At 69.6% G+C, this 25514-nt stretch carries 27 protein-coding genes and 1 pseudogene; 16 read left to right on the top strand and 12 right to left on the bottom strand.

Features of this window, described 5'->3' with window-relative positions:
* Nucleotides 1–303: 303 nt before the first annotated feature.
* Together PV396_RS36475 and PV396_RS36470 are read left to right on the top strand one after the other, a co-directional pair.
* Nucleotides 304–816 carry a hypothetical protein gene (locus PV396_RS36475; protein WP_319212120.1) on the top strand — a complete coding sequence of 171 codons (513 nt, stop codon included), beginning with the start codon at nucleotides 304–306 and terminating at the stop codon, nucleotides 814–816.
* A gap of 94 nt (nucleotides 817–910) precedes the next feature.
* On the top strand, nucleotides 911–1573 hold the full coding sequence (locus PV396_RS36470; RefSeq protein ID WP_319212118.1) for a class I SAM-dependent methyltransferase: 663 nt from the start codon (nucleotides 911–913) through the stop codon (nucleotides 1571–1573).
* A gap of 103 nt (nucleotides 1574–1676) precedes the next feature.
* Here PV396_RS36470 and PV396_RS36465 read toward each other — a convergent pair whose 3' ends face one another.
* From PV396_RS36465 to PV396_RS36455, 3 genes are all read right to left on the bottom strand, one after another.
* The gene (locus PV396_RS36465; protein WP_319212116.1) at nucleotides 1677–2693 is read right to left on the bottom strand and encodes a hypothetical protein; all 1017 of its coding nucleotides are present in this window, start codon (nucleotides 2691–2693) and stop codon (nucleotides 1677–1679) included.
* Nucleotides 2694–3073: 380 nt separating this feature from the next.
* Nucleotides 3074–3562, bottom strand: a complete 489-nt coding sequence (locus PV396_RS36460; RefSeq protein WP_319212114.1) for an NUDIX domain-containing protein — start codon at nucleotides 3560–3562, stop codon at nucleotides 3074–3076.
* Nucleotides 3563–3624: 62 nt separating this feature from the next.
* Nucleotides 3625–4290: a DNA-binding response regulator gene (locus tag PV396_RS36455; RefSeq protein WP_319212113.1), complete on the bottom strand. Its 666-nt coding sequence runs from the start codon at nucleotides 4288–4290 to the stop codon at nucleotides 3625–3627.
* Nucleotides 4291–4363: 73 nt separating this feature from the next.
* Here PV396_RS36455 and PV396_RS36450 point away from each other — a divergent pair, with 73 nt between their 5' ends.
* The 3 genes from PV396_RS36450 to PV396_RS36440 all read left to right on the top strand — a co-directional run bounded on the left by PV396_RS36450 (nucleotide 4364) and on the right by PV396_RS36440 (nucleotide 6508).
* Nucleotides 4364–5272 (top strand): aldo/keto reductase, encoded by a 909-nt coding sequence (locus PV396_RS36450; protein ID WP_319212111.1) that lies wholly within the window; start codon nucleotides 4364–4366, stop codon nucleotides 5270–5272.
* 32 nt (nucleotides 5273–5304) lie between these two features.
* The gene (locus PV396_RS36445) at nucleotides 5305–5931 is read left to right on the top strand and encodes an NAD(P)-binding oxidoreductase (RefSeq protein WP_319212109.1); all 627 of its coding nucleotides are present in this window, start codon (nucleotides 5305–5307) and stop codon (nucleotides 5929–5931) included.
* Nucleotides 5932–6016: 85 nt separating this feature from the next.
* Nucleotides 6017–6508, top strand: a complete 492-nt coding sequence (locus PV396_RS36440; RefSeq protein WP_319212107.1) for a tautomerase enzyme — start codon at nucleotides 6017–6019, stop codon at nucleotides 6506–6508.
* A 38-nt stretch (nucleotides 6509–6546) separates the two neighbouring features.
* Here PV396_RS36440 and PV396_RS36435 read toward each other — a convergent pair whose 3' ends face one another.
* On the bottom strand, nucleotides 6547–7131 hold the full coding sequence (locus PV396_RS36435; RefSeq protein ID WP_319212105.1) for a TetR/AcrR family transcriptional regulator: 585 nt from the start codon (nucleotides 7129–7131) through the stop codon (nucleotides 6547–6549).
* An 86-nt stretch (nucleotides 7132–7217) separates the two neighbouring features.
* Here PV396_RS36435 and PV396_RS36430 point away from each other — a divergent pair, with 86 nt between their 5' ends.
* Nucleotides 7218–7691 carry a tautomerase family protein gene (locus PV396_RS36430; RefSeq protein ID WP_319212104.1) on the top strand — a complete coding sequence of 158 codons (474 nt, stop codon included), beginning with the start codon at nucleotides 7218–7220 and terminating at the stop codon, nucleotides 7689–7691.
* Nucleotides 7684–8712 (top strand): zinc-dependent alcohol dehydrogenase, encoded by a 1029-nt coding sequence (locus tag PV396_RS36425; RefSeq protein WP_319212102.1) that lies wholly within the window; start codon nucleotides 7684–7686, stop codon nucleotides 8710–8712. The genes PV396_RS36430 and PV396_RS36425 overlap by 8 nt, the downstream gene beginning before the upstream one ends.
* A gap of 19 nt (nucleotides 8713–8731) precedes the next feature.
* Here the strand turns inward: PV396_RS36425 and PV396_RS36420 are convergent, their stop codons facing one another.
* A complete protein-coding gene (locus tag PV396_RS36420) occupies nucleotides 8732–9994 on the bottom strand; it encodes an acyltransferase (RefSeq protein ID WP_319212100.1) in 1263 nt (420 codons plus the stop codon).
* Between the two features lie 358 nt (nucleotides 9995–10352).
* On the opposite strand from PV396_RS36420, the gene PV396_RS36415 reads away from it, so the two are divergent.
* A complete protein-coding gene (locus PV396_RS36415; RefSeq protein WP_319212098.1) occupies nucleotides 10353–11456 on the top strand; it encodes an AI-2E family transporter in 1104 nt (367 codons plus the stop codon).
* 32 nt (nucleotides 11457–11488) lie between these two features.
* Nucleotides 11489–12085 (top strand): GNAT family protein, encoded by a 597-nt coding sequence (locus PV396_RS36410; RefSeq protein ID WP_319212096.1) that lies wholly within the window; start codon nucleotides 11489–11491, stop codon nucleotides 12083–12085.
* A gap of 17 nt (nucleotides 12086–12102) precedes the next feature.
* On the opposite strand, the gene PV396_RS36405 is transcribed toward PV396_RS36410, so the two are convergent.
* Both PV396_RS36405 and PV396_RS36400 read right to left on the bottom strand, forming a co-directional pair.
* On the bottom strand, nucleotides 12103–12345 hold the full coding sequence (locus PV396_RS36405; protein WP_319212094.1) for a hypothetical protein: 243 nt from the start codon (nucleotides 12343–12345) through the stop codon (nucleotides 12103–12105).
* A 136-nt stretch (nucleotides 12346–12481) separates the two neighbouring features.
* A complete protein-coding gene (locus PV396_RS36400; RefSeq protein WP_319212092.1) occupies nucleotides 12482–12892 on the bottom strand; it encodes an arsenate reductase ArsC in 411 nt (136 codons plus the stop codon).
* A gap of 116 nt (nucleotides 12893–13008) precedes the next feature.
* Between PV396_RS36400 and PV396_RS36395 the strand changes: the two genes are divergently transcribed.
* Nucleotides 13009–13323, top strand: coding sequence for a metalloregulator ArsR/SmtB family transcription factor (locus tag PV396_RS36395; RefSeq protein WP_319212090.1), 315 nt, complete (start codon nucleotides 13009–13011; stop codon nucleotides 13321–13323).
* A 112-nt stretch (nucleotides 13324–13435) separates the two neighbouring features.
* Nucleotides 13436–14185, top strand: a complete 750-nt coding sequence (locus tag PV396_RS36390; RefSeq protein ID WP_319212237.1) for an MIP/aquaporin family protein — start codon at nucleotides 13436–13438, stop codon at nucleotides 14183–14185.
* A 15-nt stretch (nucleotides 14186–14200) separates the two neighbouring features.
* Here the strand turns inward: PV396_RS36390 and PV396_RS36385 are convergent, their stop codons facing one another.
* Nucleotides 14201–14587 carry a metalloregulator ArsR/SmtB family transcription factor gene (locus tag PV396_RS36385; protein WP_319212087.1) on the bottom strand — a complete coding sequence of 129 codons (387 nt, stop codon included), beginning with the start codon at nucleotides 14585–14587 and terminating at the stop codon, nucleotides 14201–14203.
* Between the two features lie 118 nt (nucleotides 14588–14705).
* Between PV396_RS36385 and PV396_RS36380 the strand changes: the two genes are divergently transcribed.
* On the top strand, nucleotides 14706–16085 hold the full coding sequence (locus PV396_RS36380) for an NAD(P)-binding domain-containing protein (RefSeq protein WP_319212086.1): 1380 nt from the start codon (nucleotides 14706–14708) through the stop codon (nucleotides 16083–16085).
* A gap of 115 nt (nucleotides 16086–16200) precedes the next feature.
* Here the strand turns inward: PV396_RS36380 and PV396_RS36375 are convergent, their stop codons facing one another.
* The gene (locus PV396_RS36375) at nucleotides 16201–18891 is read right to left on the bottom strand and encodes a glycosyl hydrolase (RefSeq protein ID WP_319212085.1); all 2691 of its coding nucleotides are present in this window, start codon (nucleotides 18889–18891) and stop codon (nucleotides 16201–16203) included.
* Nucleotides 18892–19047: 156 nt separating this feature from the next.
* Nucleotides 19048–19452, bottom strand: coding sequence for a carboxymuconolactone decarboxylase family protein (locus PV396_RS36370; protein ID WP_319212084.1), 405 nt, complete (start codon nucleotides 19450–19452; stop codon nucleotides 19048–19050).
* A gap of 373 nt (nucleotides 19453–19825) precedes the next feature.
* Between PV396_RS36370 and PV396_RS36365 the strand changes: the two genes are divergently transcribed.
* Complete coding sequence (locus PV396_RS36365; RefSeq protein WP_319212083.1) at nucleotides 19826–20362, top strand: hypothetical protein; 537 nt, start codon at nucleotides 19826–19828, stop codon at nucleotides 20360–20362.
* A gap of 687 nt (nucleotides 20363–21049) precedes the next feature.
* Nucleotides 21050–21739 carry a YdcF family protein gene (locus PV396_RS36360; protein ID WP_319212081.1) on the top strand — a complete coding sequence of 230 codons (690 nt, stop codon included), beginning with the start codon at nucleotides 21050–21052 and terminating at the stop codon, nucleotides 21737–21739.
* Nucleotides 21740–21747: 8 nt separating this feature from the next.
* On the opposite strand, the pseudogene PV396_RS36355 reads toward PV396_RS36360, so the two are convergent.
* A pseudogene (locus PV396_RS36355) lies at nucleotides 21748–22034 on the bottom strand (GNAT family N-acetyltransferase); the annotation flags it as partial.
* Between the two features lie 166 nt (nucleotides 22035–22200).
* On the opposite strand from PV396_RS36355, the gene PV396_RS36350 reads away from it, so the two are divergent.
* Together PV396_RS36350 and PV396_RS36345 are read left to right on the top strand one after the other, a co-directional pair.
* On the top strand, nucleotides 22201–23067 hold the full coding sequence (locus tag PV396_RS36350; RefSeq protein ID WP_319212078.1) for an aldo/keto reductase: 867 nt from the start codon (nucleotides 22201–22203) through the stop codon (nucleotides 23065–23067).
* Nucleotides 23068–23307: 240 nt separating this feature from the next.
* Nucleotides 23308–24189, top strand: a complete 882-nt coding sequence (locus tag PV396_RS36345) for a GNAT family N-acetyltransferase (RefSeq protein ID WP_319212076.1) — start codon at nucleotides 23308–23310, stop codon at nucleotides 24187–24189.
* Nucleotides 24190–24429: 240 nt separating this feature from the next.
* On the opposite strand, the gene PV396_RS36340 is transcribed toward PV396_RS36345, so the two are convergent.
* The gene (locus PV396_RS36340; RefSeq protein WP_003974483.1) at nucleotides 24430–24867 is read right to left on the bottom strand and encodes a hypothetical protein; all 438 of its coding nucleotides are present in this window, start codon (nucleotides 24865–24867) and stop codon (nucleotides 24430–24432) included.
* Nucleotides 24868–25514 lie beyond the last annotated feature (647 nt).

Below are 25514 nucleotides of genomic sequence, written 5' to 3'. Positions count from 1 at the left end.
TGCTGAGCGTATGAGCGCCGACGTGCCCGTGTCGTTGGTTTCCGCCGTCACCGCGCCGGGACTTGAGCCCGTGGCGGTCGAGGGCTGTGGTGTCTGTGCGGCCCTGGTCGAGCAGCGCGAGGGCCATCGCAGGGTCTCGAACACGGTGAGAGCCAACGACTGCAATGACGAGCTTGCGAACCATCCCCACAACAGGGGGATGGGCGACTCATGAACCCCCGCCCCGACAGGTTCGAGAACCCTTGGACAGGTCGCCTGCCGGGGCGGGTTCCACCCCACCCAGAAGGAAGGGACACAATCAGTATGACCGTTGCACTGGAAGCCCTGAGCGGCACGATGTACCGCGATCCTCGGCAGTTGCTGAATGCGGTACGTCCGTACGTCACCGAGAGGACGTACAACATCTTCGATGCCCCAGGAGCGGCGGGTATCGACCTGTGGGAGCGTGAGGTACGGCTGCTGTTGCGGGACTCGGTCGCTGTGCGCAGCCTCGCGGAACGCGTCCTCGGGCAAGCCGTGGCCTATCTGGTCACGGCGATGGAAAGCCCGGGTGTCGACATCGGACCGGGCTACACCGTCGACCTCGGCATTCACCAGATCATCCTGGACACCCCCGTCTACTTCGCGTTCTGCGCGGCGTACAACGGTGGCGCGTACAAGCATCATGCCCCGCTCGTGGAGCGTCGCCGCGACGGGACCGTCATGCGCACGGCCGAGGTGATCCGCGCCCACGGCTTCGAGATCGACGACGAGCTGTGGGAGGTCGACGCGTCGGACTGCGGGCCGTGCGACGACAAGGTGCCCGACAGTCACTGACCAACCGGAAAGGGTGCCCCGCCTCCGCTCCTCCCCGAGGGAGCGGGGCGCCCGCACCTACCCGAGCCCGCAACTACGTCTTCAAGGAAGTCCGTTGGCCGCTGTGCACAATTTCGACGATGAACGCGCCGTGTGGGACACCTATGCGGAATCGACGCGCAAGGACGTCTTCGAGTCCGAGCCTGTGTTCCGGTGGACTCAGTACGCGAGTCACGGGCCCGGGCCCGAAGTGCTCGGCGAGCCCGAGAGCGTGCTGGAGATCGGTTGTGGAACCGGCCGCGCGCTCGCGTTCCTCGCGGGGCGGGGCGTGAAGGCCCGAGGCGTGGACATGTCCCCGGTCATGGTGGCCAACGCGACACAGCAATGGGGGCCTCTCGGGGTCGAGTTCGTGTGCGCCGAGGTGCTCGATTTCCTGAAGCGCGACACCCGGACCTACGACGCCGTGTACTCCGTTTTCGGCGCCGCCTGGTTCAGTGATCCCCGGAAACTCTTCCCCCTGGTCCGCGAACGCCTGAACTCCGGGGGCATGTTCGCGTTCTCCCAACCGCCGGCCATCCCGGGGGCGTACGGGCCGCAGGGCATGTACAAGGGCGGTTTCGCGGGCCCGGCCAGGTACACCTACCGGTACAGCTACACGCCCGCCTCTTGGCGACGCCATCTCACCTCCGCGGGCTTCACGGAAGCGGTGGCGGTCGTTCTGGAGGCACCGCAGCCTGGCTGCATCGGAACGCTGAGCGTGCGTGCGGTTGCCCCGTGACGGGTTCCCTGCTTCCTGCATGGTGACCGCGTCTCTACGACCTCTGCGCCGAACCGGTCGACCATGCCCCGCCTCCCGTCGATCCCTACCGGTGCCCGAACCGTCAAGCCGCCCCGGCTGTCCGGCAGTCGCGGCAGGTGGACTGCTCCGTTCCCCGGAACGCCCGTTCGCAGCCGTCGCAGTTCTGCCACTGGAGGGCGAGCGGCAGGGGTGTGACGGTGACCGCTGGGCGGGCCTTCGGCGGCACCGGAAGTGGTGCTTCGCGCAGGCGGAACGCCAGTACGCGTGCCGGACGGGCCCTGAAGTGGGCGGGAAGGCCGGTGGTCAGCGCGTGGGTGATCTCCTCGGCGTTGAGGCCCTGCGCGAGCCACTCGGCCACAGCCGGAGCCAACTCCGCGACCTCGCTGCGGGACAGGATCAGCCTGCGGTCGACGATCCGGAGCGAGGCGAGAATGATGACCGCCTGGGGGTCGGCATCGTCGAGGCCCAGCGGGGCAGGGGGCGGAGGCAGGGGTGGGTCCTGGGGCAGGTCCTGGGTCAGGACCTGGGACGGAGTGGCAACGGGCTGGAGTCCCTGGGAAATTGGCGCCTCGGTTGACTCGCTCGCATCCGTCACTGCCGTGGCATCCGGTACTTCCGGCGCCGCAGGTTCACCAGCGGGTCCTGCTGCCCGTGCGCTGTTCGCGACCGGTGCGGACCCCCTCGGCCGGGTGGGCTGCGGCGGAAGCGGGGGTGAGGGCGGGGGCGGACGGTCGGCGGCGCCGGGAGGTACGTCGTAGAAGAAGGTCAGCGTGCGTACTGTTCCCTTCGGTCCCCGCACTTTGCGCCGTTCCAGGTATCCCGCCGCCTCCAACTCCCGCAGCGCACGCGAGATCAGGATCTCGCCCTCGTCGAAGTGGGCGCAGAGCGCGGCGATGCTGACAGGGGCGCCGTCGGCGACGGAGAGGATGTAGGCCGCGACGCCGATGGTGACCGCGCTGCCGCGCCGCTGGGCGAGGGCGTTGGCGATCACCGTGAAGTCGGCGGTGAGGCGGGTGCGTACGTGGATCACACCGGAGTTCAGGGTGTTCGCCGCACCGGCGTTGGCGCCCGAGGGCGCGCTAAACTGCGTTCCAGCCATAGGGAAGGGGCTTACTTCCTGATCGGTCAGGCCCTCGCTTCAGGATTGCCGTCCTGGCGAGGGCCGTCGTCTGTTCGGGGTCGTTTCCGGGAACGTAACTCTCCGCAGCCACTCAGCGCAACCAAGTCACTCCTCAGGGTGAATGGTTCATGTTTCACCGGGGTCCGCAGGGGGGAACGGCGGGGTCGGAGGAGGGTGGTTTGGTTCTTTATCCCGGTTCTTTAAAAGACCGGTAGGTAGGTCCGGGACCGTCCGCATCCCGGCTCACAAGGACCCGGCGCGGGTCGTGCAGCCGCATCGGCCAGGTCCCGGTCGGCCACGGGGTGGTCGAGCCGGAGCCGGGCGGAGGGGGAGGCCGGGGTTGCGATTCCGGTCGCCTTCTATCCCCAGCCCGCCAGCGATATAAGGGGCCCGCCCTCGAGATAGTGGCGCAGGGCGCCCGCGCTCGTGCGGATGAACTCTTCCGGCAGCGCGTGGACTTCGGCCCAGCGGACCTGGGCGTGCTTGTCGGGTTCGCGGTTCTCGGGCTCGCCGGTCCAGGCGTGGGTGACGAAGACGACGGTCAGATAGCCATTGGGGGCTTGCACGCCCTGGGAGCCGTGAACGACGTGGGCGAACTTCAAGTCCTCCGGCTTCACCCTCAGCCCGGTCTCCTCGTACAGCTCGCGTACCGCCGTCTCGGTGATGGGCTCGCCGGGTTCGCTCTTGCCGAGGGGGAGGTCCCACATGCCCTGGCCGAACTTGGCGCGCGGGCCGCGTTGCAGGATGACCACCCGGCCCGAGGCCTTGTCATGGACGATGACGGCGGCGACCAGCACGGTCATGGAGCCGAGGGCGGGCGCGAGGGGCGTACGGGCGTCGTCGGTCATGGTGCGCCGGAGTCTAGGTGAGTGATCGGCTCACGCCGGTGCGCGGGTGCGCGATCGGCCGGTCACCCTCGGGTCAGGCCCAGCCGGCCCGCCCGTACACCTGCCTGGAAGCGTGAGCCCGCGTCGAGGGTGACGAGGAGTTCCGCGACCCGGCGGCGGTACGTGCGCAGCGACATGCCGAGTTCCCGTGCCGCCGCCTCGTCGGTGACGCCGGAGCCCAGCGCCCGTAGGACCCGGCTCGTCCGGGCGTCGATCCGGGGCTGGTGCGCATCCAGGAAGGCGGCCAGGTCCGTGGCGCTCTCCCAGGCGGCTTCGAAGAGTGCGTACGCCCCGTCGACCAGGGCCGGTGAGGCGCTCACCGTGTACGTGCGGGGACCGCGAGCGGTCGGCGCGGGCCCCACGGGGTCGGTGAAAATCATGGTTCGACGGTCGACGAAGGTGGTGCCCCGGGACAGCTGGGTCGTGGTGATCCGGATCCGCATCCCGTGGGCGGCCATCTCGCGCAGGGCGTCGCGGTCACGTTCGTCGGCGAGCACGGCCGGGCTGTAGAGCTTGCGGGCCCGGGCAGCCCCGTCCTCGCGCATCGCCCGGCGGGCGAGTTCACGCGCGCCGGGCCAGGTGTCGAGGTCGCGGGCGATGTTGACCCATTCCCCGTAGTCCGACTCCGTCAAGGGCTTCATACGCGCCCAGAGCTCAAGATCACCGCGAAGCGTCATGACCTGTTTCATGCGTCCATTGTGCCGGTGGCAGCAAGCTGCCACGGGCTCGTCGGCCTGCCCCGGGCCCTTGCAGGCTGAGGCCATGAGCAACGGATTCCGCATCGGCGGCGACCTGCACGTCAGCAGGCTCGGCTTCGGTGCGATGCGTCTGCCGTCCAAGGACGGCATGGGCGGTCCCGCCCGCGACCCCGAGACAGGCCGTGCCGTACTGCGCCGTGCCGTCGAACTCGGGGTCGACCACATCGACACCGCCGACTTCTACCACAGCCATGACGGCGAGGTGCGCGCGAACGACCTGATCCGCGAGGCGCTCCACCCGTACCCGTCCAACCTGGTCATCGCCACCAAGGTGGGCCCCGTCCCGACCGTCGGCGGCCTCCGGCACGGCGGCCCGGCCGACATGCGTCGCTTCGTCGAGGACAACCTCACCGGCCTGGGCGTGGACCGCCTCGATCTGGTCTACCTGCGCATCGGGCCGATGGCCGTCCCGCACGGCGAGTCGCTCGCCGAGCGCTTCGAGGCGCTCGCCGCGCTGCGCGAGGAGGGCCTGATCCGCCACCTCGGCCTCAGCAACGTCGACACCGCCCACCTCGCGGAGGCTCGTGCCATCGCACCCGTGACAGCCGTACAGAACCAGCACCAGCCGCACACCACCCGGCGTGACGACGCGGACATCCTGGCCGTCTGCGAGGACTCCGGCATCGCCTTCGTGCCCTTCTTCCCGGTGGGCGGTCACCACGCGCTTGACGACGAGCGGCCGGCCGTCGTCGCGGCCCGGCACGGCGCCACGGTCCCCCAGATCGCCCTCGCCCGGCTGCTGGCCTCGTCCCCGGTGGCCCTGGCCATCCCGGGTACGGGTTCCGTCGCCCACCTGGAGGAGAACGTGGCCGCCGCCGGGATCACCCTCTCCGAGCAGGACCTGGCCGACCTCGGCGACCGCGCCGATTCCACCGGCTCCGCCGATTCCACCGGCTCCGCCAACTCCGTCTGACCTGAACGTCGTACACGAAGGACGCCCCTGACATGAAGCTGCTGATCCTCGGTGCGACCGGCCCCACCGGTCGTCATCTCGTCGACTCGGCCCTGAACGCGGGTGACCAGGTCACCGCCCTGGTCCGAAACCCGGCGGCGCTGGGTGACCTGGCCGAGAAGGTCACCGTGGTGGCCGGGGACGCGACCTCCCGCCGCGATGTCGCCGCCGCCCTGGCCGGGCAGGACGCCCTCGTCGCCGCCCTCGGCAGAGGCAACTCGGTGGTCGCCGACGACCTCTTCACGCGCTCCTCGGCGGCCGTCATCGCCGCCGCCGAGACCATGGGCGTGTCCCGCCTGGTGTGGCTGTCGTCGTTCGGGGTCGGCCACACGCTCGCGTGGTCGAGCCCCGCGCAGAAGCTGATCTACCGGACGCTGCTGCGCTCGATCTACGCGAACAAGAAGATCGCCGACGACTCCATCCGCTCGAGCGGCCTGGACTGGACCGTCGTCTACCCGACCCGGCTCACCGACGGCCCGGCGGCCGGCACCTACCGCGCGGACGACCGGCTGCCCATGAAGGGCAACCCGACCATCAGCCGGGCGGACGTCGCCGCCTTCATGCACCGAGCTGTACATGACGGCGACTGGATCCACCGCACCGCCGTCATCTCCGACTGAGCGGCCCAAGCTCCAGCTATATGACAGTCGTTATAAGCGTGGTGTACCTTGAAGCCGCCTATAACGACTGTCATAGGAGAGTGTCATGACGATCATCACCGTGAATTCCCCGGTCGGCCGCCTGGGCCGGGAGCAGCGCCGCGCGCTGGCCGAGACGTTGACGGACGCGGTCCTCGTGCCCGAGGTGGGGCAGTTCGCGCCGCCCGCGCGGGCCGGGTTCCAGGTGCACTTCGTCGAGCGCGAGCCCGACATGATGGCGATCGGCGGCCGACTGCTCGCGGACGCCGGCCCGGACGTCGAAGGCATGGCAAGCGACGTCATGGCGATCGACATCGCGGTGATGGACGGGGACTGGCGTCAGGAGGTCAGGACCGCCGTCATCGAGCGTGTCCTGGCCGCGCTGGCGGACGCATGCGGTCTGTCGAAGCCCTCGCCCGCATGGTGGGTCAACTTCCGGGTCATCGACGAAGGAAGCTGGGGCTCCAGCGGCGGCGTGCTGTCCGTGCTCTCCCTGCTCGACAGCGGCGTGTTCACCGAGGACAAGGTCAAGGCGATCCGCGCCGCACTCGGCGCGTGACCCACGCCCGGACCCCGGACCCCCGTACCCGCCCCCGGTCAGTGTCTGATGGCGGCGGCCACGAGGGCCTGGAGCTGTACGGCGGTGTGATCGAGAGGCTGGGTGCTGCGCTTCGCGCGGCACATGGCCACCGTGCCCTCCACGGCGGCGACGACCAGCGTGGCGAGTTGCGCGGCCTGCTCGGCTTCGACGCCGTGTTCCCGCAGGGAGTCCGCGAGCAGGGTCTGCCACTGCTCGAAGACCTCGGCCGCGGCGACCAGGGCGGGCGGGATCTCGTCGGCCGGGGGCTCCTCGATGGCCACCGCCAGGACGGGGCAGCCGGCGTGGAAGTCGCTCTCGACGACGATCCCGCGCCACAGGTCCAGAAAGGCGGCCAGTCCCGCGGCCGGCCCCGCTGTCAGCCTTCTGCGCAGGCTGCGGGCGACCCACTCGCCGGTGTGGCGGACGGCCTCGGTGGCCAACTGCTGCTTGCCCTCGGGGAAGTAGTGGTACGTCGAGCCGAGCGGAGCCTTGGCGTGCTTGGCCATCTCCCGGATGCTCGTGGCGCTCAGGCCGCGCCGACTGATCATGTCGGCGGCGCCGGCCACGATCCGCTCACGTGACGGCTTACCGGTCTCGGCCACTGGTGCGCCCCTCTGTCCCCTCTGGCTATAACAACCGTCATAGTCTACCGTGGCCGAGGTTTATAACGATCGTCATAGGAGCCGCCATGCCCATGATCCGGTTGACCGCCCCTGCCGGTGCCCTCTCCGAGGAGGGCCGTACGACCATCCAGCGCGACCTCGCGGACGTACTGCTGCGCTGGGAGGGGGCGCCCGACACCGCTTTCTTCCGTGCCCAGGCGTGGAGTTACCTCGTCGAGCTGCCCGAAGGCGCCCAGACCACCGCCGAGGACGACGCTCCCCGCTTCCTCGTGGAGGTGACCGTGCCTGCGGGGGCGCTGTCCGAGCGGCGCAGGGCCGGCCTCGTCCAGGACGTGACGAAGACGGTTCTGTCCGCCGCCGGCCTCGCGGCGGACGACGCGCTACGGGTGTGGGTGCTGGTCCACGAGCAGCCGGACGGCACCTGGGGTGCGGGCGGCTCCGTCGTCCGCTACGCCGACCTGGTCGCCCTGGCGCGGCAGGGCAAGGAGAACAAGGAGAGCAGGGAGACGCGGCAGGGCGAGGAGGAAGCCGGTGCGTGAACTGACGTACGTCGCCCGCCACACCGTCGAGTGGCGCGAGGCGCCCGATCCCGAGGTCCGCTCCGACCGGGAGGCCGTCGTCGCGCCGGTCGCCGCGACCTCCTGCGACGTGGACTCCGCGATCCTCGCCGGGCACGGCTTCGTGGAACCGCCGTTCGCCCTCGGGCACGAGTGCGTCGCCCGCGTGGTCGACATCGGCGACGCCGTGACCACCGTGACTCCGGGGGACCTCGTCGTCGTCCCCTGGTCCATCAGCTGCGGGAGCTGCGGCCCCTGCCGAGCCGGGCTGACCGCCCACTGCGCGTCGGTCCCGCACATGGCCATGTACGGCGCGCCGATCGGCGGCAGTTGGGGCGGCCTCTTCTCCGACCTCGTCCGCGTCCCGTACGCCGACGCGATGCTGGTGCCCCTGCCCGCCGGCCTCGACCCCGTGGCCATGGCCTCGGCGAGCGACAACTGGTCCCTGTCCTGGAGGCTGGTCGCGCCGCACCTCCGGGCCCGTCCCGGCGCCCGCGTGCTGGTCGTGGCCCGGGGCAGCATCGGCCTGTACGTGTGCGACATCGCCCGGGCCCTGGGCGCGTCCGACGTCCTGTACGTCGACCCCGACCCCGAGCACCGCAAGCTCGCCGAGGGCTACGGCGCCCGCACCGCCGACGCGATCGAACCGGTCCGGCACGGGTTCGACCTCGCCGTCGAGGCCACCGGCCGGGTCGACCAACTCGCCCTGGCCGTCAAGTCCCTCGCCCCCGAAGGCAGCTGCGAATCGGCCGGCAACCACTTCCGCCCGGGCGAACTGCCACTGCTCGACATGTACCTCACCGGCGTCACCCTGCGCATCGCACGCGACAACGTACGCGCCCACATCCCGGACGCGCTCGCCCTCGCCGCGTCCGGCACCGTCGACCCCGCCCGCGTCGTCTCCCACGTCCTCGACTGGGACCAACTCCCGGACGCCCTGCCCGAGAAACACCTCAAGCCCGTCTTCGTCAGAGACCCCACCCCCATCGAGCCCCGACCCTGACGTCCCTCATTGAGATCCTTCACCCCCGTCGTACCAACGGCCGTTCCACCACCACGTACGACGCGAGAGCCGCCGCGACCGTCGCCACCATGCCCATCGGCAGCAGTTGGTCGTCCGTCACACCGAGGTCGGAGAGGAGGCGGATGACGGGGTAGTGCCACAGGTACATCCCGTAGCTCAGGTTCCGGCCGACCCAGGCGAGCGCCCCGATCGACAGCAGGCGGGACGGCCACGACCCCGGGAGCAGGTCCAGCGTCGCCACCACCGTGGCCGACAAGGCGGCGGCGACCGTGAAACCGGCCGTGTACCAGACGGGGTTCCACGCGCTCGCCCCCGCGATCGGGATCTGCCAGGCGATCAGCCCCAGCAGCGCCAGCGCGGGCCAGCACAGACGTCCGGCCCAGCGGCGCAGCGACGCCAGCCGGGGGTCGTCGGCGCGGAGGCGGGCCAGGACGACGGCCAGCAGCGCGCCGATGAGCAGCTGGTCGGCGCGGGTGTCGGGCCCGTTGTAGATGCGGTGGGCCGCCGAGGGGTCCCACAGGGCGAGCCGCCAGAGCAGCGGAAGCACGCACAGGGCGGCCACCCACGCCAGTACCTTCCGTGAAGTGTTGTGCCGTAGGAGCACGAGCAGCAGAAGCGGCCAGGCCAGGTAGAACTGCTCCTCCACCCCCAGCGACCAGGTGTGACTCAGCGGAGAGGTGAGATCGGAGTACGGACCGGCCTCACCCGCCCGTACGAGGTTGACCACCGACACCGCCGCCAGCGCCGCCGACGTCCACGCCCCGTCGAACAGCGGCAGCGGAAGCGCGAGGGAGAGGAGTGCGGTGACCGCGCACATCGTCAGCAGGGCCGGCCCGAGCCGCAGCCACCGCCGCCGGTAGAACCGGCGCAGGCCGATGCCGCCGGTGCGGGCGTACTCGGCGATCAGCAGCCGGGTGATGACGAACCCGCTGAGCGTGAAGAAGACGTCCACGGCCACCGAACCGCCGGGCAGCGCACCCGGCGCCACGTGGTAGACGATCACCAGCACCACCGCGACCGTCCGCAGCCCGTCCAGCCCCGCCACCCGCCCACCACCGCGCCGCGCCGACGGAAAACCCCGCCCGTCGCCGGATCTGCGCCCCGCTTCCGCCGTACGCACGCTCGCGTTCTCGGCAGGTACGACGGCCAGGCCTTCGGGGGCCTCGCGTACGTCGGCCTCGCGTACGTCGGCCTCGCGTACGGCCGCCTTACCTACGGCGTCAGTCGCGTCTACGGGGCTCCGGTCGATGGGGGTGCTCATAACGACCGCGCCTGCCCAGCCTCGGCCCGGCCACACAAACTCCTGTCCCCCGCACAGCTTCGGCGCCCCTTTCCGGCGGCCGCACCTCCACCCGGCCTTCCCCCGACCTCCCCCCGGCCTCCATCCCCGCTCTCAACCCTGCGGGTCCCGCGCCGGTCTACTCTGTCGCCGCGTACAGCGAGCGGCATGCGGGCGAGCGGGCGAGCGGAGACGAAAAAGAATGAACAGCCGTACCGGAGACTCGAGAAGAGTCGGCGGCAGCAGCAGAGACGGACAGCCGGGCCGACCCGGTCCACGAACGCACCGCACACACCGGTTGCACCGGACGCGTACGACCGTACGCACCACCCGCGCGCCCATGACCGGGCCGCTCCCTGTCGACGGCCGCAACCGCGCCGACGGCACCCCCCTGTTGTCGGAGACCGCCCGGCGCGTCGCCGCCGGAAGCGTGCTGCTGCTCCTGGTGAGTGGCGTGATCACGGTGGGGGTGTGGTTCTGCATCACCTTCCAGACCGCCGTCACGCCGGTGCTGCTCGCGCTGCTTCTGTCGGCCCTGCTCGGGCCGTTCTACCGGCGGCTCGTCCGGATGAAGGTCAACAAGTCGCTCGCCGCCGGGCTGGCCTGTGCGGCGGTCGTCGTCGTGATGGGCGGGGCCGCGTACATCGTGGTCACCTCGCTGATCGACAGCGGTGACCAGATCATCAGTTCGGTGCAGGCCGCGGCGAAGGACCTCAGCGACCGGTTCGAGACGGTCGGCAACGCCCTCGACGAACTCGCCGCGAACGCCAAGGACCTGCTGTCCAAGTTCGGCGGTACCGCGCTCTCCGGTGTGCTGAGCGGCGTCAGCCTGCTCACCGAGATGATCGCCACCGGGACCCTCGCCCTGCTGCTCCTGTTCTTCTTCCTCCGTGACTCCGACAAGGCCATGGCCTCGCTGCACACGCTCGCGCCCCGTGACTCCGGCGCGACCCTGGAGGTCATGGCCCGCCGCGCCTTCCAGGCGATCGAGGGCTTCATGCTCGGGACGACGATCATCGCGTTCATCGACGCCGTCTGCATCACCATCGGCCTGCTCATCCTCCAGGTGCCGGGCGCCATCGGGCTCGGGGCGCTGGTGTTCATAGGCGCGTACATCCCCTATCTCGGCGCCTTCCTCTCGGGCGCGGTCGCGATCCTCGTCGCGTTCGCGGACGGTGGCCTCAACACCATGCTGTGGGTACTCGGCATAGTCGTCGCGGTGCAGTTCCTCGAGGGGAACGTGCTCCAGCCGATGATCCAGAGCCGTACGCTCCAGATGCACCCGGCGGTGATCCTCCTCGCCCTCACGGCCGGCGCCTCCCTCGCCGGCATCCTCGGCATGCTCCTCTCCGTCCCGCTGACGGCGGCGGCCTTCGGGGTGCTCTCGGAAATGCGCGGACGGTACGAGGAAGGAGCCGGCCGGAGCGCCGAGGCGACGCGCTGAAGTGAGGGGAGGAGTGGGTGGAGGGGACTGACGTGAAAGGGGACGACGGTATGGACGGTATGGAGACCGCGAGGCTGGTGCTCCGGAGGTTCACCCCGGCGGACGCGCCGGCGTTGGCGGCGTACCGGTCGGATCCCGAGGTGAGCCGGTATCAGGGCTGGGAGCCTCCGGTGCCGTTGGCGGAAGCCGAGGAGTTGGCGGCCACGTTCTCGGCAGGGGATCCGCGCGCTCCCGGGTGGTTCCAGTACGCCGTCGAGCGGAGGGACGTACCCGGGCTGATCGGCGATATCGGGGTGTGCCGGAGCGAGGACGGACGGCAGGCCCAGCTGGGCTTCACGTTCGCGCCGGAGTTCCAGGGGCAGGGGTACGCCGGCGAGGCGGTCGCGCGGATCGTGCGGTTCCTGCTGGTGGAGGAGAGGCTGCACAGGCTGTCGGCGGGCTGTGACGCGCGCAACGTCCGCTCGGCGAAGCTGCTGGAGCGCGTGGGCTTCCGCCGCGAGGGCCACCTCGTCCAGGGCCTGTGGATGAAGGGGGAGTGGACCGACGATGTGGTCTTCGGCCTTCTCGATTCGGAGTACTCGGAGCGATCGGAGCGATCGGAGTACGGGGGCACGCCGGGCGGTCGCTGAGTCCGTGCGGGGGCGGGTCAATGCCCCGCGGCACACGCCGAGTTGGCCTGCGGAACCGGGTCGGCGTCGAGTTGCAGCGCCTCCCGTAACCGGAAGAGCGAGTCGAACTCCGCGTGCTGCGCGAACCGTTTGAGAAGGGTGCCGATGAGCCAGTCGTCGCCCGCTCTCACCGCGCGGACGATGCAGGGTATGGCCCAGCAGTCGTCGGTACGGTGGGCCTCGGTCTGCTCCTGCGTGAGCTTCTGTGTGAGTTGCTGCATATGCCTGTGGTAGCAGCATGTGCGGCTATGCCGGGCGCGCCGACGCTCGTTCGGGTGAACGGGACGGGCTGGACGCATACGGGGCAGGCGTACGGGCAACGCGCGCGGGAGCGGTAAGTGATGCCGATGCCGACCCTCAGTTCGCGTCGATCTCCGCGATCAGGGCCTCGATACGGCCCCTGATCTCGTCGCGGATGGGACGAACGGCCTCGACGCCCTTGCCGGCCGGGTCCTCCAGGGCCCAGTCGAGGTACTTCTTGCCGGGGAAGACCGGGCACGCGTCCCCGCAGCCCATCGTGATGACGTAGTCGGACGCCTGGACCGCCTCGGTGGTGAGGATCTTCGGCCGGGCGTCGGCGATGTCGACGCCGACTTCCTTCATGGCCTCGACCGCCGAGGGATTGACCTGGTCTCCGGGAAGGGAACCGGCCGAGCGGACCTCGATCCGGTCGCCCGCGAGGTGGCTGAGGAAACCGGCGGCCATCTGCGAGCGCCCGGCGTTGTGGACACAGACGAACAGCACGGAGGCGAGCGGGCCGGAGGTCATGGTCGTCTTCCTTATCTGGCTGCATGGCTGCATGGCTGCATGGCCGCCTGGCTGGCTGATCGACTGGCATCAGCGCAGGCTGGTATCACTGCGGACTGATGTGACAGTATCAGCCCATGCTGAAGTCGGTCGACGCTGATCTGATGCGGGTTCTCGCGGACCCGCTCCGCCTCCGGATCGTCACCCTGCTCGCCGAGGAGACGCTCTGCAGTACCCACCTGATCGAGGAGACGGGGGCCGGACAGACCAACCTCTCCAACCATCTGAGGGTGCTGCGCGAGGCCGGGGTCGTGGAGACGGAGCCGTGCGGCAGGTTCACCTACTACCGACTGAGGCCCGAGGTCATCGCCTCCCTCGCGGGCGGCTTCACCGACCTGGCGGAGAGAGCGCGCGCCACCGCCGAGAACAACGTCAAGCGGTCGTGCCCCTGATGTCCGCCCCTGCGGCGACCGTTCTGAAGGAGTGCTGTTGACCACCAGCGAGGCCACCGAGGCAACCGGGGCCACCGAGGCGACCGAAGTCGGCAAGCATCCCAGGCCAGGGGTGGGAGGGGCTGCGAGCGTCGCCGGGGTGCGGCCCGCGCCGGGCGCCACCCCACCCCGTACCCCGCTGAAGGCCCGGGCCGCCGCCGAACTCCTCGGCACCGCCCTTCTCGTCGCCGTGGTGATCGGCTCCGGCGTTCAGGCCACCGAGCTGACGAAGGACGTCGGCGTCCAGTTGCTGGCCAACTCGATCGCCACCGTCTTCGGCCTGGGCGTACTGATCCTGCTCTTCGGTCCGGTGTCCGGGGCGCACTTCAACCCGGTGGTCACGCTGGCCGAGTGGTGGAGCGCCCGGCGCGGCGGCGACGGGGTCACGGCCCGCGAGGTCGCGGTGTACGTCCCCGCGCAGATCGTCGGTGCTGTCGCGGGCGCGATCCTGGCCGACGCGATGTTCGGCCGACCCCTGGTGGAGTGGTCCACGCACGACCGCTCGGCCGGACATCTGCTGCTGGGGGAGGTGGTGGCCACGGCCGGTCTGGTCCTGCTGATCTTCGGCCTGGCCCGTACCGACCAACTGCGGTACGCGCCCGTGGCCGTCGCCTCGTACATCGGTGCCGCCTACTGGTTCACGTCGTCCACGTCGTTCGCGAACCCGGCGGTGACCATCGGCCGGGCCTTCAGCGACACGTTCGCGGGCATCGCGCCGGGGTCGGTCCCGGGGTTCGTCGGCGCGCAGGTGGTCGGAGCGGTCGTCGGTCTGGCGCTGGTGGCGCTCGTCTTCGTACCCGCCCGCACCGCTGACGGAGGCTGACTCCGGACCGCAGGTTCAGATGACGGTCGGCGTCGTGGTCAGCAGCCTGCCCATCGCGGCCAGTACGGGTGCCTCGACCCGGTAGTAGACCCACGTGCCGCGCCGCTCGGAGGTGAGCAGGCCGGCCTCCTTGAGCTTCTTCAGGTGGTGGGAGACGGTCGGCTGCGAGACGCCCACGTCGGAGATGTCGCACACGCATGCCTCGCCTCCCTCGTGCGAGGCGACCAGGGAGAAGAGGCGCAGCCGGACCGGATCGCCGAGCGCCTTGAACATCGCGGCGGTGCGCTCGGCGTCCTCGGCCGTCAGCGGGCGCTCGGTGAGCGGCGGACAGCATGGCGCGGCGTCCCCGGCGCCTCCGGCGACCTCGGGTTCCAGCAGGGGCAGCACCCTCGAATTCGACATGTGTCTATGTTGACACATCTCTTGGTTAGATGCATGTCTATGTTGACGCTTGTCGATGCAGATGCGATGCTGGCGATGCAGGAAATCGATGAACGTCGAAACAGTAAAGGGAGTCGTCGTGACTGCTTCCAGCGACCATCAGCCACCCGTCGTGGTCATCGGCGCCGGCCCCATCGGCCTGGCCGCCGCCGCCCGTCTCGTCGAGCGCGGCATCGAACCCCTGGTACTCGAAGCGGGCCCGGGCGCGGGCAGTGCCGTACGGGGCTGGGCGCACGTCCGGCTGTTCTCCACCTGGGGCGAGCTGGTGGACCCGGCCGCCGAGAAGCTCCTCGCCCCGACCGGCTGGGTCCGCCCCGACGCCGCGACGTACCCGACCGGCGGCGACTGGGCCGAGCGCTACCTCCAGCCCCTCGCGGACGTCCTCGGCGCCAGGATCCGCTACGGCGCCACGGTCACCGGCGTCGCCCGCGCCGGACGGGACCGGGTCGTCGATTCGGGCCGCGACGAGCAGCCCTTCGCGGTCCACATCCAGCTCGCCGACGGCCACGAGGAGCGGCTCACCGCCCGCGCCGTCATCGACGCCTCCGGTACCTGGTCCACTCCCGCCCCGATGGGCGCCGACGGCCTGCCCGCCCTCGGTGAGAAGGGAGCCGCCGAGCACATTGCCTACCGCGTCCCCGACCTCAACGACCCTGCCGTACGCGCCCGTTACGCGGGCCGGCGTACCGCCGTGATCGGCTCGGGCGCCTCCGCCTTCACCGCCCTCGCGCTCCTCGCCGACCTGGCGAAGACGGAGCACGGCACCCACACGTCGTGGATTTTGCGGCGCGGCATCGGCGCGAACACGTACGGCGGGGGAGAGGCCGACCAGTTGCCGGCGCGCGGCGCCCTCGGCCTGCGTGCCAGGGAAGCCGTCGAGGCCGGTCACGCGAGCGCGGTCACGGGATTCCGTACACAGGCTGTGGAACGGGAGAACGACCGACTGGTGCTCGTCGCCGAGGACGGCCGCCGTCTCGACCCGGTCGACGAGATCATCGTCCTGACCGGCTTCCGCCCCGACCTCTCCTTCCTCTCCGAACTCCGTCTCGGCCTCGACGAACGTCTCCAGGCCCCGACCGCGCTGGCCCCCCTCATCGACCCGAACGTGCACTCCTGCGGCACGGTCTACCCCCACGGCGTCAGTGAGCTCTCCCACCCGGAAGTGGGCGTCTACCTGGTCGGCATGAAGTCGTACGGCCGCGCCCCGACGTTCCTCGCCATGACCGGATACGAACAGGTCCGTTCCGTCACCGCGGCCATCGCGGGCGACCGGGCGGCAGCCGAACGCGTCGAACTCACCCTCCCGGAAACGGGCGTGTGCGGCGGTGCGGGCCTCTTCGACGAGCCGGCCAACACCGAACAGGCAGCGAGCGGCGGCGGTTGCTGCGCCGCCCCCGAAATCCTCCGGATCGGCACCGGCGCCCCGGCCGCCACCGCCTCCTCCGGCGGCTGCTGCTGAACGCCCCACCCGTACAAAGGAATTCGCCGGTGCCGTACGCGAAGGAGGGGTGCCCCGGCGATCAACCGGAACACCCCTCCCCGTAAGTCAGGCAAGGCGGATACGTCAGAACCCGTCAGCCGAGAGTCCGCACCTTGATCGAGTAGATACCGCGGCCGTGCGTGGCCGCGTACAGGGTGCTGCCGTCGGGGCCCAGCTTCAGCTGGAGCACGGCGACGGCCGGGAGGTCGCCGACGCGCTGCCAGGTGGTCCGGCCCGGCGCGCGGTAGACCACGCCGAGGTCCGTGCCGACGGCCAGGCCGCCGTTCGGTGTGACCACGGCGGAGTCGGCCGGGACGTCGGGGAAGTTCCTGGAGATGTCCTTCCAGGTGGTGCCGCCGTCCTTGGACTCGAAGACATGGCCGACGCCCGCACCCGGCCCCTCGGTCCACTGCCGGGAGAAGCCGTTGACCGTGAGGAACACGTGGTCGGCGTTCTTCGGGTCGACGGCGAAGCCGCTGAGGTAGCGGTTGGGTACGGTCCCGTCGACGGGAAGCGCGATGTCGTGCCAGCCGGTGCCTCCCCCAGACTCCGTCCGGGAGGTGCCCCCAGCGTTGCCGACGGAGATGCCGCGCGCGAAGCCCTGGTTGTTGCAGGGGCCGCACCAGGCCGCGTAGACCTTGCCGCCGGAGGCCGCGACGGCTGTCGCGGTGCGGCCGGCGCCGAGGTCGTACACGCTGGTCCACTCGTCGCCGCTGCGAATGGCGTACCCATGGGTCTGCACCCACACGTGACGGCCGCCCGCGATCCACGTCGACGGGTTCTTCGCGTCGGCCGCGAGCGGGGCGATGAAGCGGGCCTCGCTGGTCGCGTTGTCGGCCGGGGCGACGTTCCAGGACGTGACCTTGCTGTCGTCGTCGATCCAACTGCCGTCGTTGACCGCGCAGTTCTGGGTCACCTGGATGGAGAGATAGACGTACTCCTCGGCGATGTCACAGCCGTTGGCCGGGTCGGTGAGGGTGTCACCGCCGTCGCCGCCGAAGTTGGAGCCCATCACCCGGTCGTCGCTGCGCAGCACGGACTGGCCGTTGTCCTGGAGGCCGCCGGTGACGGAGACGCCCCCGTGGTCGAGGTCCTTGCCGATGCCGACCGAGTAGTACTGCAGGGTGTCGATGGTTCCGTCGTTGAGGGAGGTCCAGTCGGTGGCGTGTCCGGCGGCGTCCTGCCGGCCGTTGAGGGGGCGCTTGTAGACGCCGCCGTCGTTGCCGACGTACACGAAGCTCCTGCCGTGGTAGCGGCCGATCGCGACGCCGTGCTGGTCGGAGTGGGTGGTCTGCGGGCAGTCGCCGCTCTGCTTGGCCGGGTCGATGCTCCAGCAGGAGAAGCCGAAGTTCCAGTACGGGCCCACGGTCGACCAGGTGCCGCCGCCGTCCTTGGACTCGTAGACCTCCTCGAGCCCCGCGTACACATGCTGCGGGTCGCTCGGGTCGACGGTCAGGAACTGGTTGTACCAGGCCTGGACGCCGGGCATGTAGCCGCTGGACGTCAGCGCCGAACCGGAGGCGGCCAGGCCCTCGTAGTCGGCGATCTTCGTCCAAGGGCCGGTCGGGGAGCCGGACTTGGAGACGTAGAAGCCCTCCAGACCGCTGTCCGGGTTGGTGTTCAGCTGCTCCGGCGACTGGTCGATGGCGTAGTAGCGGGAGCCGTCGGCGGAACGGGCGAAGGTGACGTTGCCGACGCCGTCCGGGTCGGCCGGCAGATCGCCCAGGCCGCTGGTGATCCGGGTCCAGGTGCCGCCCGCACCCTTGGTGTAGAAGCCGTTGTAGTCGTCACCGCTGCGCCAACCGACCGCGAGGACCACCTTGTTGGGGTTCTTCGGATCGATCGCGATGTCGTTGGCGATGTTCTTGTACGGGGCGTCGGGGTCGGCCGCCTCCGAACCGCCTGGCAGGAACTCGGGGTTGGGGGCGAACTCCAGCTTCCAGGAGCCCTTCAGCGTCTTCGTGGAGTGACTCCACACGCCCTTGCTTGTCGCCGCCCACACCTTGCCGCCACCGAAGCGCAGTTGGTGGACGGTGGTGGACTCCAGCTCGTCGCCGCCGACCCGGGCCCGGGAGGAGAACGTACCGTGGTGCGGATCCGTCAACACATAGACACCGCTGCCGAGATAGGCGTCCGCGTTGGTCGTCGCCTCGCCGGTGCCCAGCCACAGCCGCCCGGCCTGGTCGAGGGCCAGCGCGCCGGTGGACTGCGCGGGCAACCGGTCGCTGATGGCCTGCCAGTGCCCTCCGCCCGACCTGGACCGCCACACCCCGCCGCCCGCGCTGCCCGCGTACACGTACCCGTCGTCGTCGGCGGCCATCGCCGCCATACGGCCCGTCACATTGCCGGAACCACCACTGGAGTTGGAGTCGACATCCCGGTACCGCGGATCGTCGGAGTTATAGGGAAGGTCGGTGATGTTCCGCCAACTGCCCCCGCTGCTCGGCAGGTTGTTCAGGCTCTGCCATGCGGCGCCGTACGCGCCCGGTGCGACGACACCGGGTGAGGTGCGGGCCTCGGCGTACTGGTCCGCGCCCTCGGCGATCTCGTCGGCCTCATTGCCGTCGTCACCGTCGCCTTCACCGTCACCGTCCTCGCCCTTCAGACTCGGGGTGAGAGCGCCGACCGACTGCGCGCGCTGTGCGGCGAGTTGGTCGAGAACGCGGGGCCCGAAGGGGCTGTTGCCCCCGCCGGGTGCGGCGCTGGCGGGCAGTGCGATCAGGGCGGCGGAGGCGGTGAGGGAACAGATCGTGAGCCATCGTCTTCTACGGGTTGGTGTTGACACCGGGTCCTCCCAGAACGGGCGTGGGGAACGGCTGTAACAGCCGTCGCAGGGACCCGATCACGGGCGGCGGAAGCGGCGGCCCGCACTTGGACATCCTTTGACCAGAACCTGCCGCTTCGTGTACAGCTCACATCCGGCTCATGGCATCAGCCGGCATCAGTACGGGTCGGTCTCGCCCTCGGTCGTCACGCCGAAGGTGTTCAGGAAGTTGCCGACCAGTTGGTAGAAGCCGACAGTGATGACGAGGTCGGAGAGCTGACCCACGCTGAGGAACTCCAGCACTTCCGCGCGCTCGGCCTCGCTCAGGGTGTGCCGGGCGAGCAGACGGTCCGTGCAACGGAGTACCGCCGCCTCCTCCTTCGACAGCCCCTGCCCCTCGGTGGAGCCGCTCGCGGCAGCGGCGAGCGCCGCCTGGCTCATGCCGACCAGACGGCCGATGTTCTCGTGGTGATGGAGCTCGTACGGCGCCTCGTAGACGTGGCCGACCCGCACGATGACGAGTTCACGCAGCTGATCGGGGAGCGAGTTGCCCCGCAGGATCGCGTCGGCCAACTGCAGCATGCCGGGGCGAGTTCGGGGGAGTGCATGATCATGCGGAAGACGTTGAGCGAATCACGCTCGGTGACGGCTTTCCGCAGTTCCGCGGGCAGGGCCGACAGGTCGGGGTATTCCACGGGGAGCTCCTTGGGGTTCGGTGCCTCCCACTGTGTCGCGGGGCCACGGGCGTTGCGAGGTGTAGGTGACAGACGCGCGCGTGTCTGGCCGGATAGGGAGTTCCCGTCTCCCGTGGCGCGTGGAACGCTGACGCGTCGGAGCTGGGGTGTCCGTACGCCGTCCGAGTCGACTGAGGGTGCGTCTGATGGCAGGTCTGAGGGCACGACCAATCGCACATCCCATCGCACCTCTGATGCTGTGTCACCCGAACCGTTCCGCCGTGCGCGGTGCACGTCTCCCCCCGCTGTTTCTTGCCCTGCTGACAGCCGTCGTGCTCACGGCGAGCGGTTGCAGCGGCCCCGGGAGCGGTTCGAGCAGTGAGAAGGCGACGCGATCCACCCACTCCGCCACCGCATCGAAGGCGGACGGCGGATGCCGGCCTGCGGTGGAGCGGGGCTCGCTTCCGGTGTGGGCGCGGAAGGGGTACCTGGACGGCCCTCAGCGTCACATGATCGGGGAGAAGGGCGAGATCGCCGCCGTGCTGTTCGGCTACCCGTATCACGCGCCGGCGGCCAAGGACAGGGCGAACAAGATCCTCTGGGTGGCGAAGGACGCCGAGGGCGCCGCCGAGATGGGGCCTGACGACCGGTTGACCATCGCGGCGACCCTGGCCGGCACGCACGAAGTGGTGACCCGTTCCGTCGCCGGCGGTCCCGGCCCCTCGCTCATCGACATGCCGAAGCCGGGATGCTGGACGTTCTCCCTCTCCTGGCCCGGACATTCGGACAGCGTCGACGTCGAGTACCTCGCTGGTTGAGCGGGCCGGCGGCCGGGACGGCAACCTGCCTCACCCAAGTGCGGTTACACGCGTTCCTCGACGGCTGGTCACAAAGGCGCGGAATCTCCTTCGCGCGGAGTGGTTTTCGTGCCGTGACGGGGCCTGTCCCGACATCGTGGGTGGCAGACATTTGCGGGCATGCGCCCTGGTCCGCTGCGTGCGCCCTCGGATGGCGCCTGTTGCCACAGCGGGGACGTTGCTTGACTGCTCCTCGTTGGTCAAGGCGCTCTTCATGCGAGGAGGATTGCAATGGACTCCAACACGATCATTGCGACCTGTGCGACAACAGTTGCGGTCGGCTCGCTCTGGGGCAGTCATAGCCAAGCAAGAGCGGTGGTGGTGCAGAACCGGAAGTGGTGAAACTCGACGGGGAGCCGGTCGGGCAGTGGGACTATCAAACTTTCAGGGCTTTAACTGCAGAGTGGCCTGGGGAGCCCAAAATGTACGCGCTCTTCGAGGGTGTCAGCTATCCCATGGGTGAATGTCAGTTCAAAGCTGTACCGCCTCCCTTGCCTCCTGTTCTGCCTACGTCGGATTGACGGTGTTCCGATCAGGAACAATGGTCCGGAGTGACCAGTCCTCGACCAGTCGGCACAGGTGACCCGGCGGTTCGAGCTGAGCCACCAACTGGCGCAGCATCGAGGGCATCCGAAGAGGCCCGCAGGGATGAGCCAGGGAGCACACGTGCCGGAGCATCAGCAGCGTCTGATCACCGACGAGCAGTTCCACGACGCGACGTTGATCTGGAACCACCACCAGATGGGCCACGAGCTGCGCCCCTGCTCGGCGGCGATCGGCCTGGGCAGCCACGACCTGGGTGTGGCCGGCACGGCAGCCGGCCTCTACCGTGCCGGTCTCTTCCCCATCGTGGTGTTCAGCGGCGGCAACAGCCCGACCACCCGAGCCCGCTTCCCTCGTGGCGAGGCCGTCCACTACCGCGAGCACGCCCTGAGCCTGGGCGTGCCGGACGAGGCAATCCTGGTCGAGCCGAAAGCGGCCAACACCGGGCAGAACATCGTCCTCTCCCGCGCCCTACTGGCCGAGGCCGGCGTGGCGGTGGAGTCGCTGCTGCTGATCTCCAAGCCGTACATGGAGCGCCGCTCGTACGCGACCTGCCGCAAGTTGTGGCCCGAGGCCGAAGTCGTCTGCGCCTCCGAGCCACTTGAATTGGACGAATACATCAACTCCATCGGCGACGAGAAGCTCGTCATCGACATGCTCGTTGGCGACCTGCAACGGGTGATCGAGTACCCGAAGCTCGGCTTCGCCGTCGAGCAGGAGGTACCGAGGGACGTCATGGAGGCTTACGAGCGCCTCGTGCGCGCTGGATTCGACAGTCGCCTTGTCACGACGTGACGAGAGGCTCAGCCTCGAAGGTCTTTGACCATGACCGCGTACACCGGTGAGTCGGCGAACGGTTGTTGCTCGCCGACTTTGGCGTACTTCCACGACTCGTACAGGGTTTGCACCTTGGGGTGCGTCACGTCGACGAGGAGCACGGCAAGGTCTTCCGCGCGCTCCTTCATCTCGGACACGGCGTACGTGGAGGTGTTGCCGTCGACCGGCGCGTATCCGGTGGAACGTCACCATTCGCGGCCCGGTGCGAGGGGGCGCCGTAGGCGAAGCCGACCGGTTCGTCTTCGTCGTAAGCATCTGTCGGAAGTTCTCGGGGGGCTTCCGCACTGGAGGTGACGCAGGTCGGTCACGCTCGACTCCATTCGGTTCGCATGCGGTCTGACCAGGTCTTTTCCGTCCCGCAGGCTGACGACTGCCCAATACTCCAGCCGTGTATCGTCGGGCCGACGAGGGGGAAACCGATGACTTCGAGTACACCGAACGCTCCGGGCACGGCGAGCACGTTCTCCATTGGAGGCGAATACCGGGTGACCCGGCTCGGGTTCGGCGCCATGCGCCTGCCGACCGAGCCCGGCCCTGAGCGGGAAGCCGCCATCGCGGTGGCCCGGCGCGCCGTCGAACTGGGCGTCACCTTGATCGACACCGCCCACCTGTATGGATGGGGGGCCAACGAGGAACTCCTGGCCGAGGCCCTGCATCCGTACCCGGACGACCTGCTGATCACCACCAAGGTCGGGGTCACTCAGTCCGGGCCGGAAGGGTGGGCGTACGACGCACGGCCGGAGAGCCTGCGTGAGCAGGTCGAGCAGGGCCTGCGCCGCCTTCGGACCGAGCGCGTCGGCCTGCTGCAACTGCACCGAATCGACCCGAAGGTTCCAGTGGCCGAACAGATTGGCGCACTCCGCGAACTTCAACTGGAAGGGAAGATCGGGCACATCGGGCTGTCAGAGGTCACCACCGTGCAGCTCACGGAGGCTCGGCAGACCGCCGAGATCGCGAGCGTACAGAATCGCTACAACCTCTTCGACCGAGACCACGAGCCGGTTCTGGAGGCATGCGAAGCCGCCGGCGTCGCCTTTCTTCCCTGGCGCCCCGTCGCCGCAGAAGCTGTCTCCGGCCAGGCGTCCGTGCTCGCCACCGTCGCCACCGAACTCGGCGCCACCGCCCCCCAGGTCCTGCTCGCCTGGCTGCTCGCCCGTTCCCCGGTCGTCCTGCCGATCCCCGGAACCGGCTCGCTCGTCCATCTGGCGGAGAATCTCGCTGCGGCAGACCTCCGGCTCACCGACTCCCAGCGGCAGCGCCTCGACCGTACGGCCTTGCCTGCCTAGCGCGCCGACCGTCGTTCACCGGGCGACCCCACTCCGCCAACGAGTGGCTGTGACCGCACGTTCGCACCGGCTTGCGTTAACCCTTTGCCGCGGAGCCGATGGGCCGACTAAGTTCTCCCAGCCGTCTGATGTTGTTCGAGACCGGCGCTGTCGACAAGGAGGTGTGGAGCACATGCGCAGGAGTGCTCAGCAGTTGAGTCCGCGTAGTGACCTCTGCCACTTCCACACGACGGAGACACCTTGTCGTCTCGCATCACCCCACTGACCGACCCCGTTCACGGCCCGAACAGCCGGCGTCTCGCATGGCTGGCGTCCGACGCCGATTCCATCCCCATGGGAACCGCCTTTCTGCGCCTGTTCAACAGTCCCGGACAGGAGCACCTGGCTGAACTGACCCTCGGTGTCCATCCCGCGCAACGGCGCCGGCACGTCGGCTCGCAGCTCCTCGACGCCGCCGTGGCCGCTGCCCGGGCCGATGCCCGGCGCTGCGTCATCGCGCAGGCCGAGGCCGGATCGCCAGGCGACCACTTCCTGCCGGCGCACGGTTTCAGGAAGGTCCTCGCCCTGAGGTTCTCCCGCTTGCCACTGGCCGATGTGGACACCACCGCCCTCGCCGAAATCACCGAGCGTCCGCATCCCGGCTACCGGCTGATGTCATGGCACGGAACCGTGCCCGACGGCCTCGCGGAGACGTTCGCCGCCTCGCGTCGCGCCATGGACGACATGCCCATGGACGACACCGACTACGGCACGGTGACCTGGGACGTGGACCGTGTCCGGGCCGCGGCGAAGGCTGTCGAACAGCGTGGCGACCATCTGCACGCCGTCGTTGCCGTCGACGCCTCTGACGGCTCGATCGCCGGGTTCACCGAGCTGGTCGTCCCGGGCAACGGCAGAGGTGACGGCCAGCACTACGGCACCGGCGTGTTGCCCGAGCACCGTGGACACAGCCTCGGCCGATGGATGAAGGCCGAGTCGATCCGACACGCACATGGGCGCTATCCAGACCTCGGCGATCTCCTGACCGACACCGCCGACAGCAACACGCACATGAGACAGATCAACGACAGTCTCGGCTACACGCCCACGCACACGACACACCAGTACCAACTCGATCTTTAGCGGCGGACGGACGGGCCGGACCTGGACATCACATCGTCCGGCCCGTCCGAGCTTTCGATACACGGCCTGGCATCTGCGGTGGCCAAGACCCGCAAAGGGGTCGACCACGTCTCCACCGAGGGCGCCGGACTGGAGCGCAGGGCACATCGGCCCTTCATGTGCCCTGGCCGCCCAACGGCCCCTCCAGAGACACGAAAGGCGAGGCCCGAAGACCCCGCCCGAATCCCGCGAAACCCCAGCTCACGGCCAAACAAGGCAATAAGGCTGATGCCCCGCCTCATGCAACCGATGGCTGAAGTCCTGCCACTCATGCAGCAGTTGGTACACATTGAACGCATCCCGGGGCCCGCCCCGGTCCGGCACCGTCGACCAGATGAACGCCGCCGCGCCCACCGCCTCCTCGCCTATGCCGCGCAGGGGGTCCACGACCGTCATGGGGAGCTTGACCACCGCGTAGTCCGGGTGCAGGACGACGAGTTCCAGCGGGGGCACCTTGTGGAGGGGGACGCCCTCGATGCCGGTGAGGACCATCGCGGCCATCGTCTCGGGCTTGATCTTGGTGAACATGCCGTTCATGCCGAGCTCGTCGCCGCCGAGTTCCTCGGGACGCATCGAGATCGGGACGCGGGCTGCCGTGGCGCCGTCCGGCGCGCCGAAGTATTTGTACGTCACCCCCACCCGACCACCATTCCCGCTCGCTGCCCGGAGCCGTTCGGCCCTCCGGCCGACGCTCTCGGGCACACCGTTCAATCCCGGGGCCTGCCCAGGACCCGTGGATCCCGGCCCGGCCCCCATGATCCCTTGCCCGGGACCCGTGGATCCCTGCCCGGCACCCGCAGTTCCCTGTACTGGACCCGTAGTTCCTAGCCCGGGACCCGTGATCCCCTGCCCGGGACCCGTAAACCCCTGCCCGGGACCCGTGATCCCCTGCCCAGAACCCGTGGCTCCCTGGCCGGAGCTCATGATCCCTTGGCCAGGACCCATCGGCCCCTGCCCGGGACCCATACTGCCCTGCCCCGGCCCCATACTGCCCTGCCCGGGGCCCAACCCCTGAGACTGGGCCTGACCCTGGGTCTGGCCCTGACCCTGGGCCTGCTGGGCCTGTCGTGCCGCTTCTGCCGCTGCCGCTTCCTCCAAGTCGCGTCGGTGCCTTCCCCGCCGGGCACGTCGAGGACCCAGGTCGTCAGTCCCCTCGCCCAGTCCGCCACCGCGATGCATATCTCCACCCGACTGCTGTTCTAGGACGCGCGAGCCCCGTCGCGCAACCCGATCATCGTGTCAGTGACCTCCCCCACGGCCGCCCGCCGAAACGTGCGTTGAAACAC

The organism is Streptomyces sp. ME02-8801-2C (assembly GCF_033793965.1).
Classification (GTDB): domain Bacteria; phylum Actinomycetota; class Actinomycetes; order Streptomycetales; family Streptomycetaceae; genus Streptomyces.
This window is presented reverse-complemented; position numbering and strand designations above follow the sequence as displayed.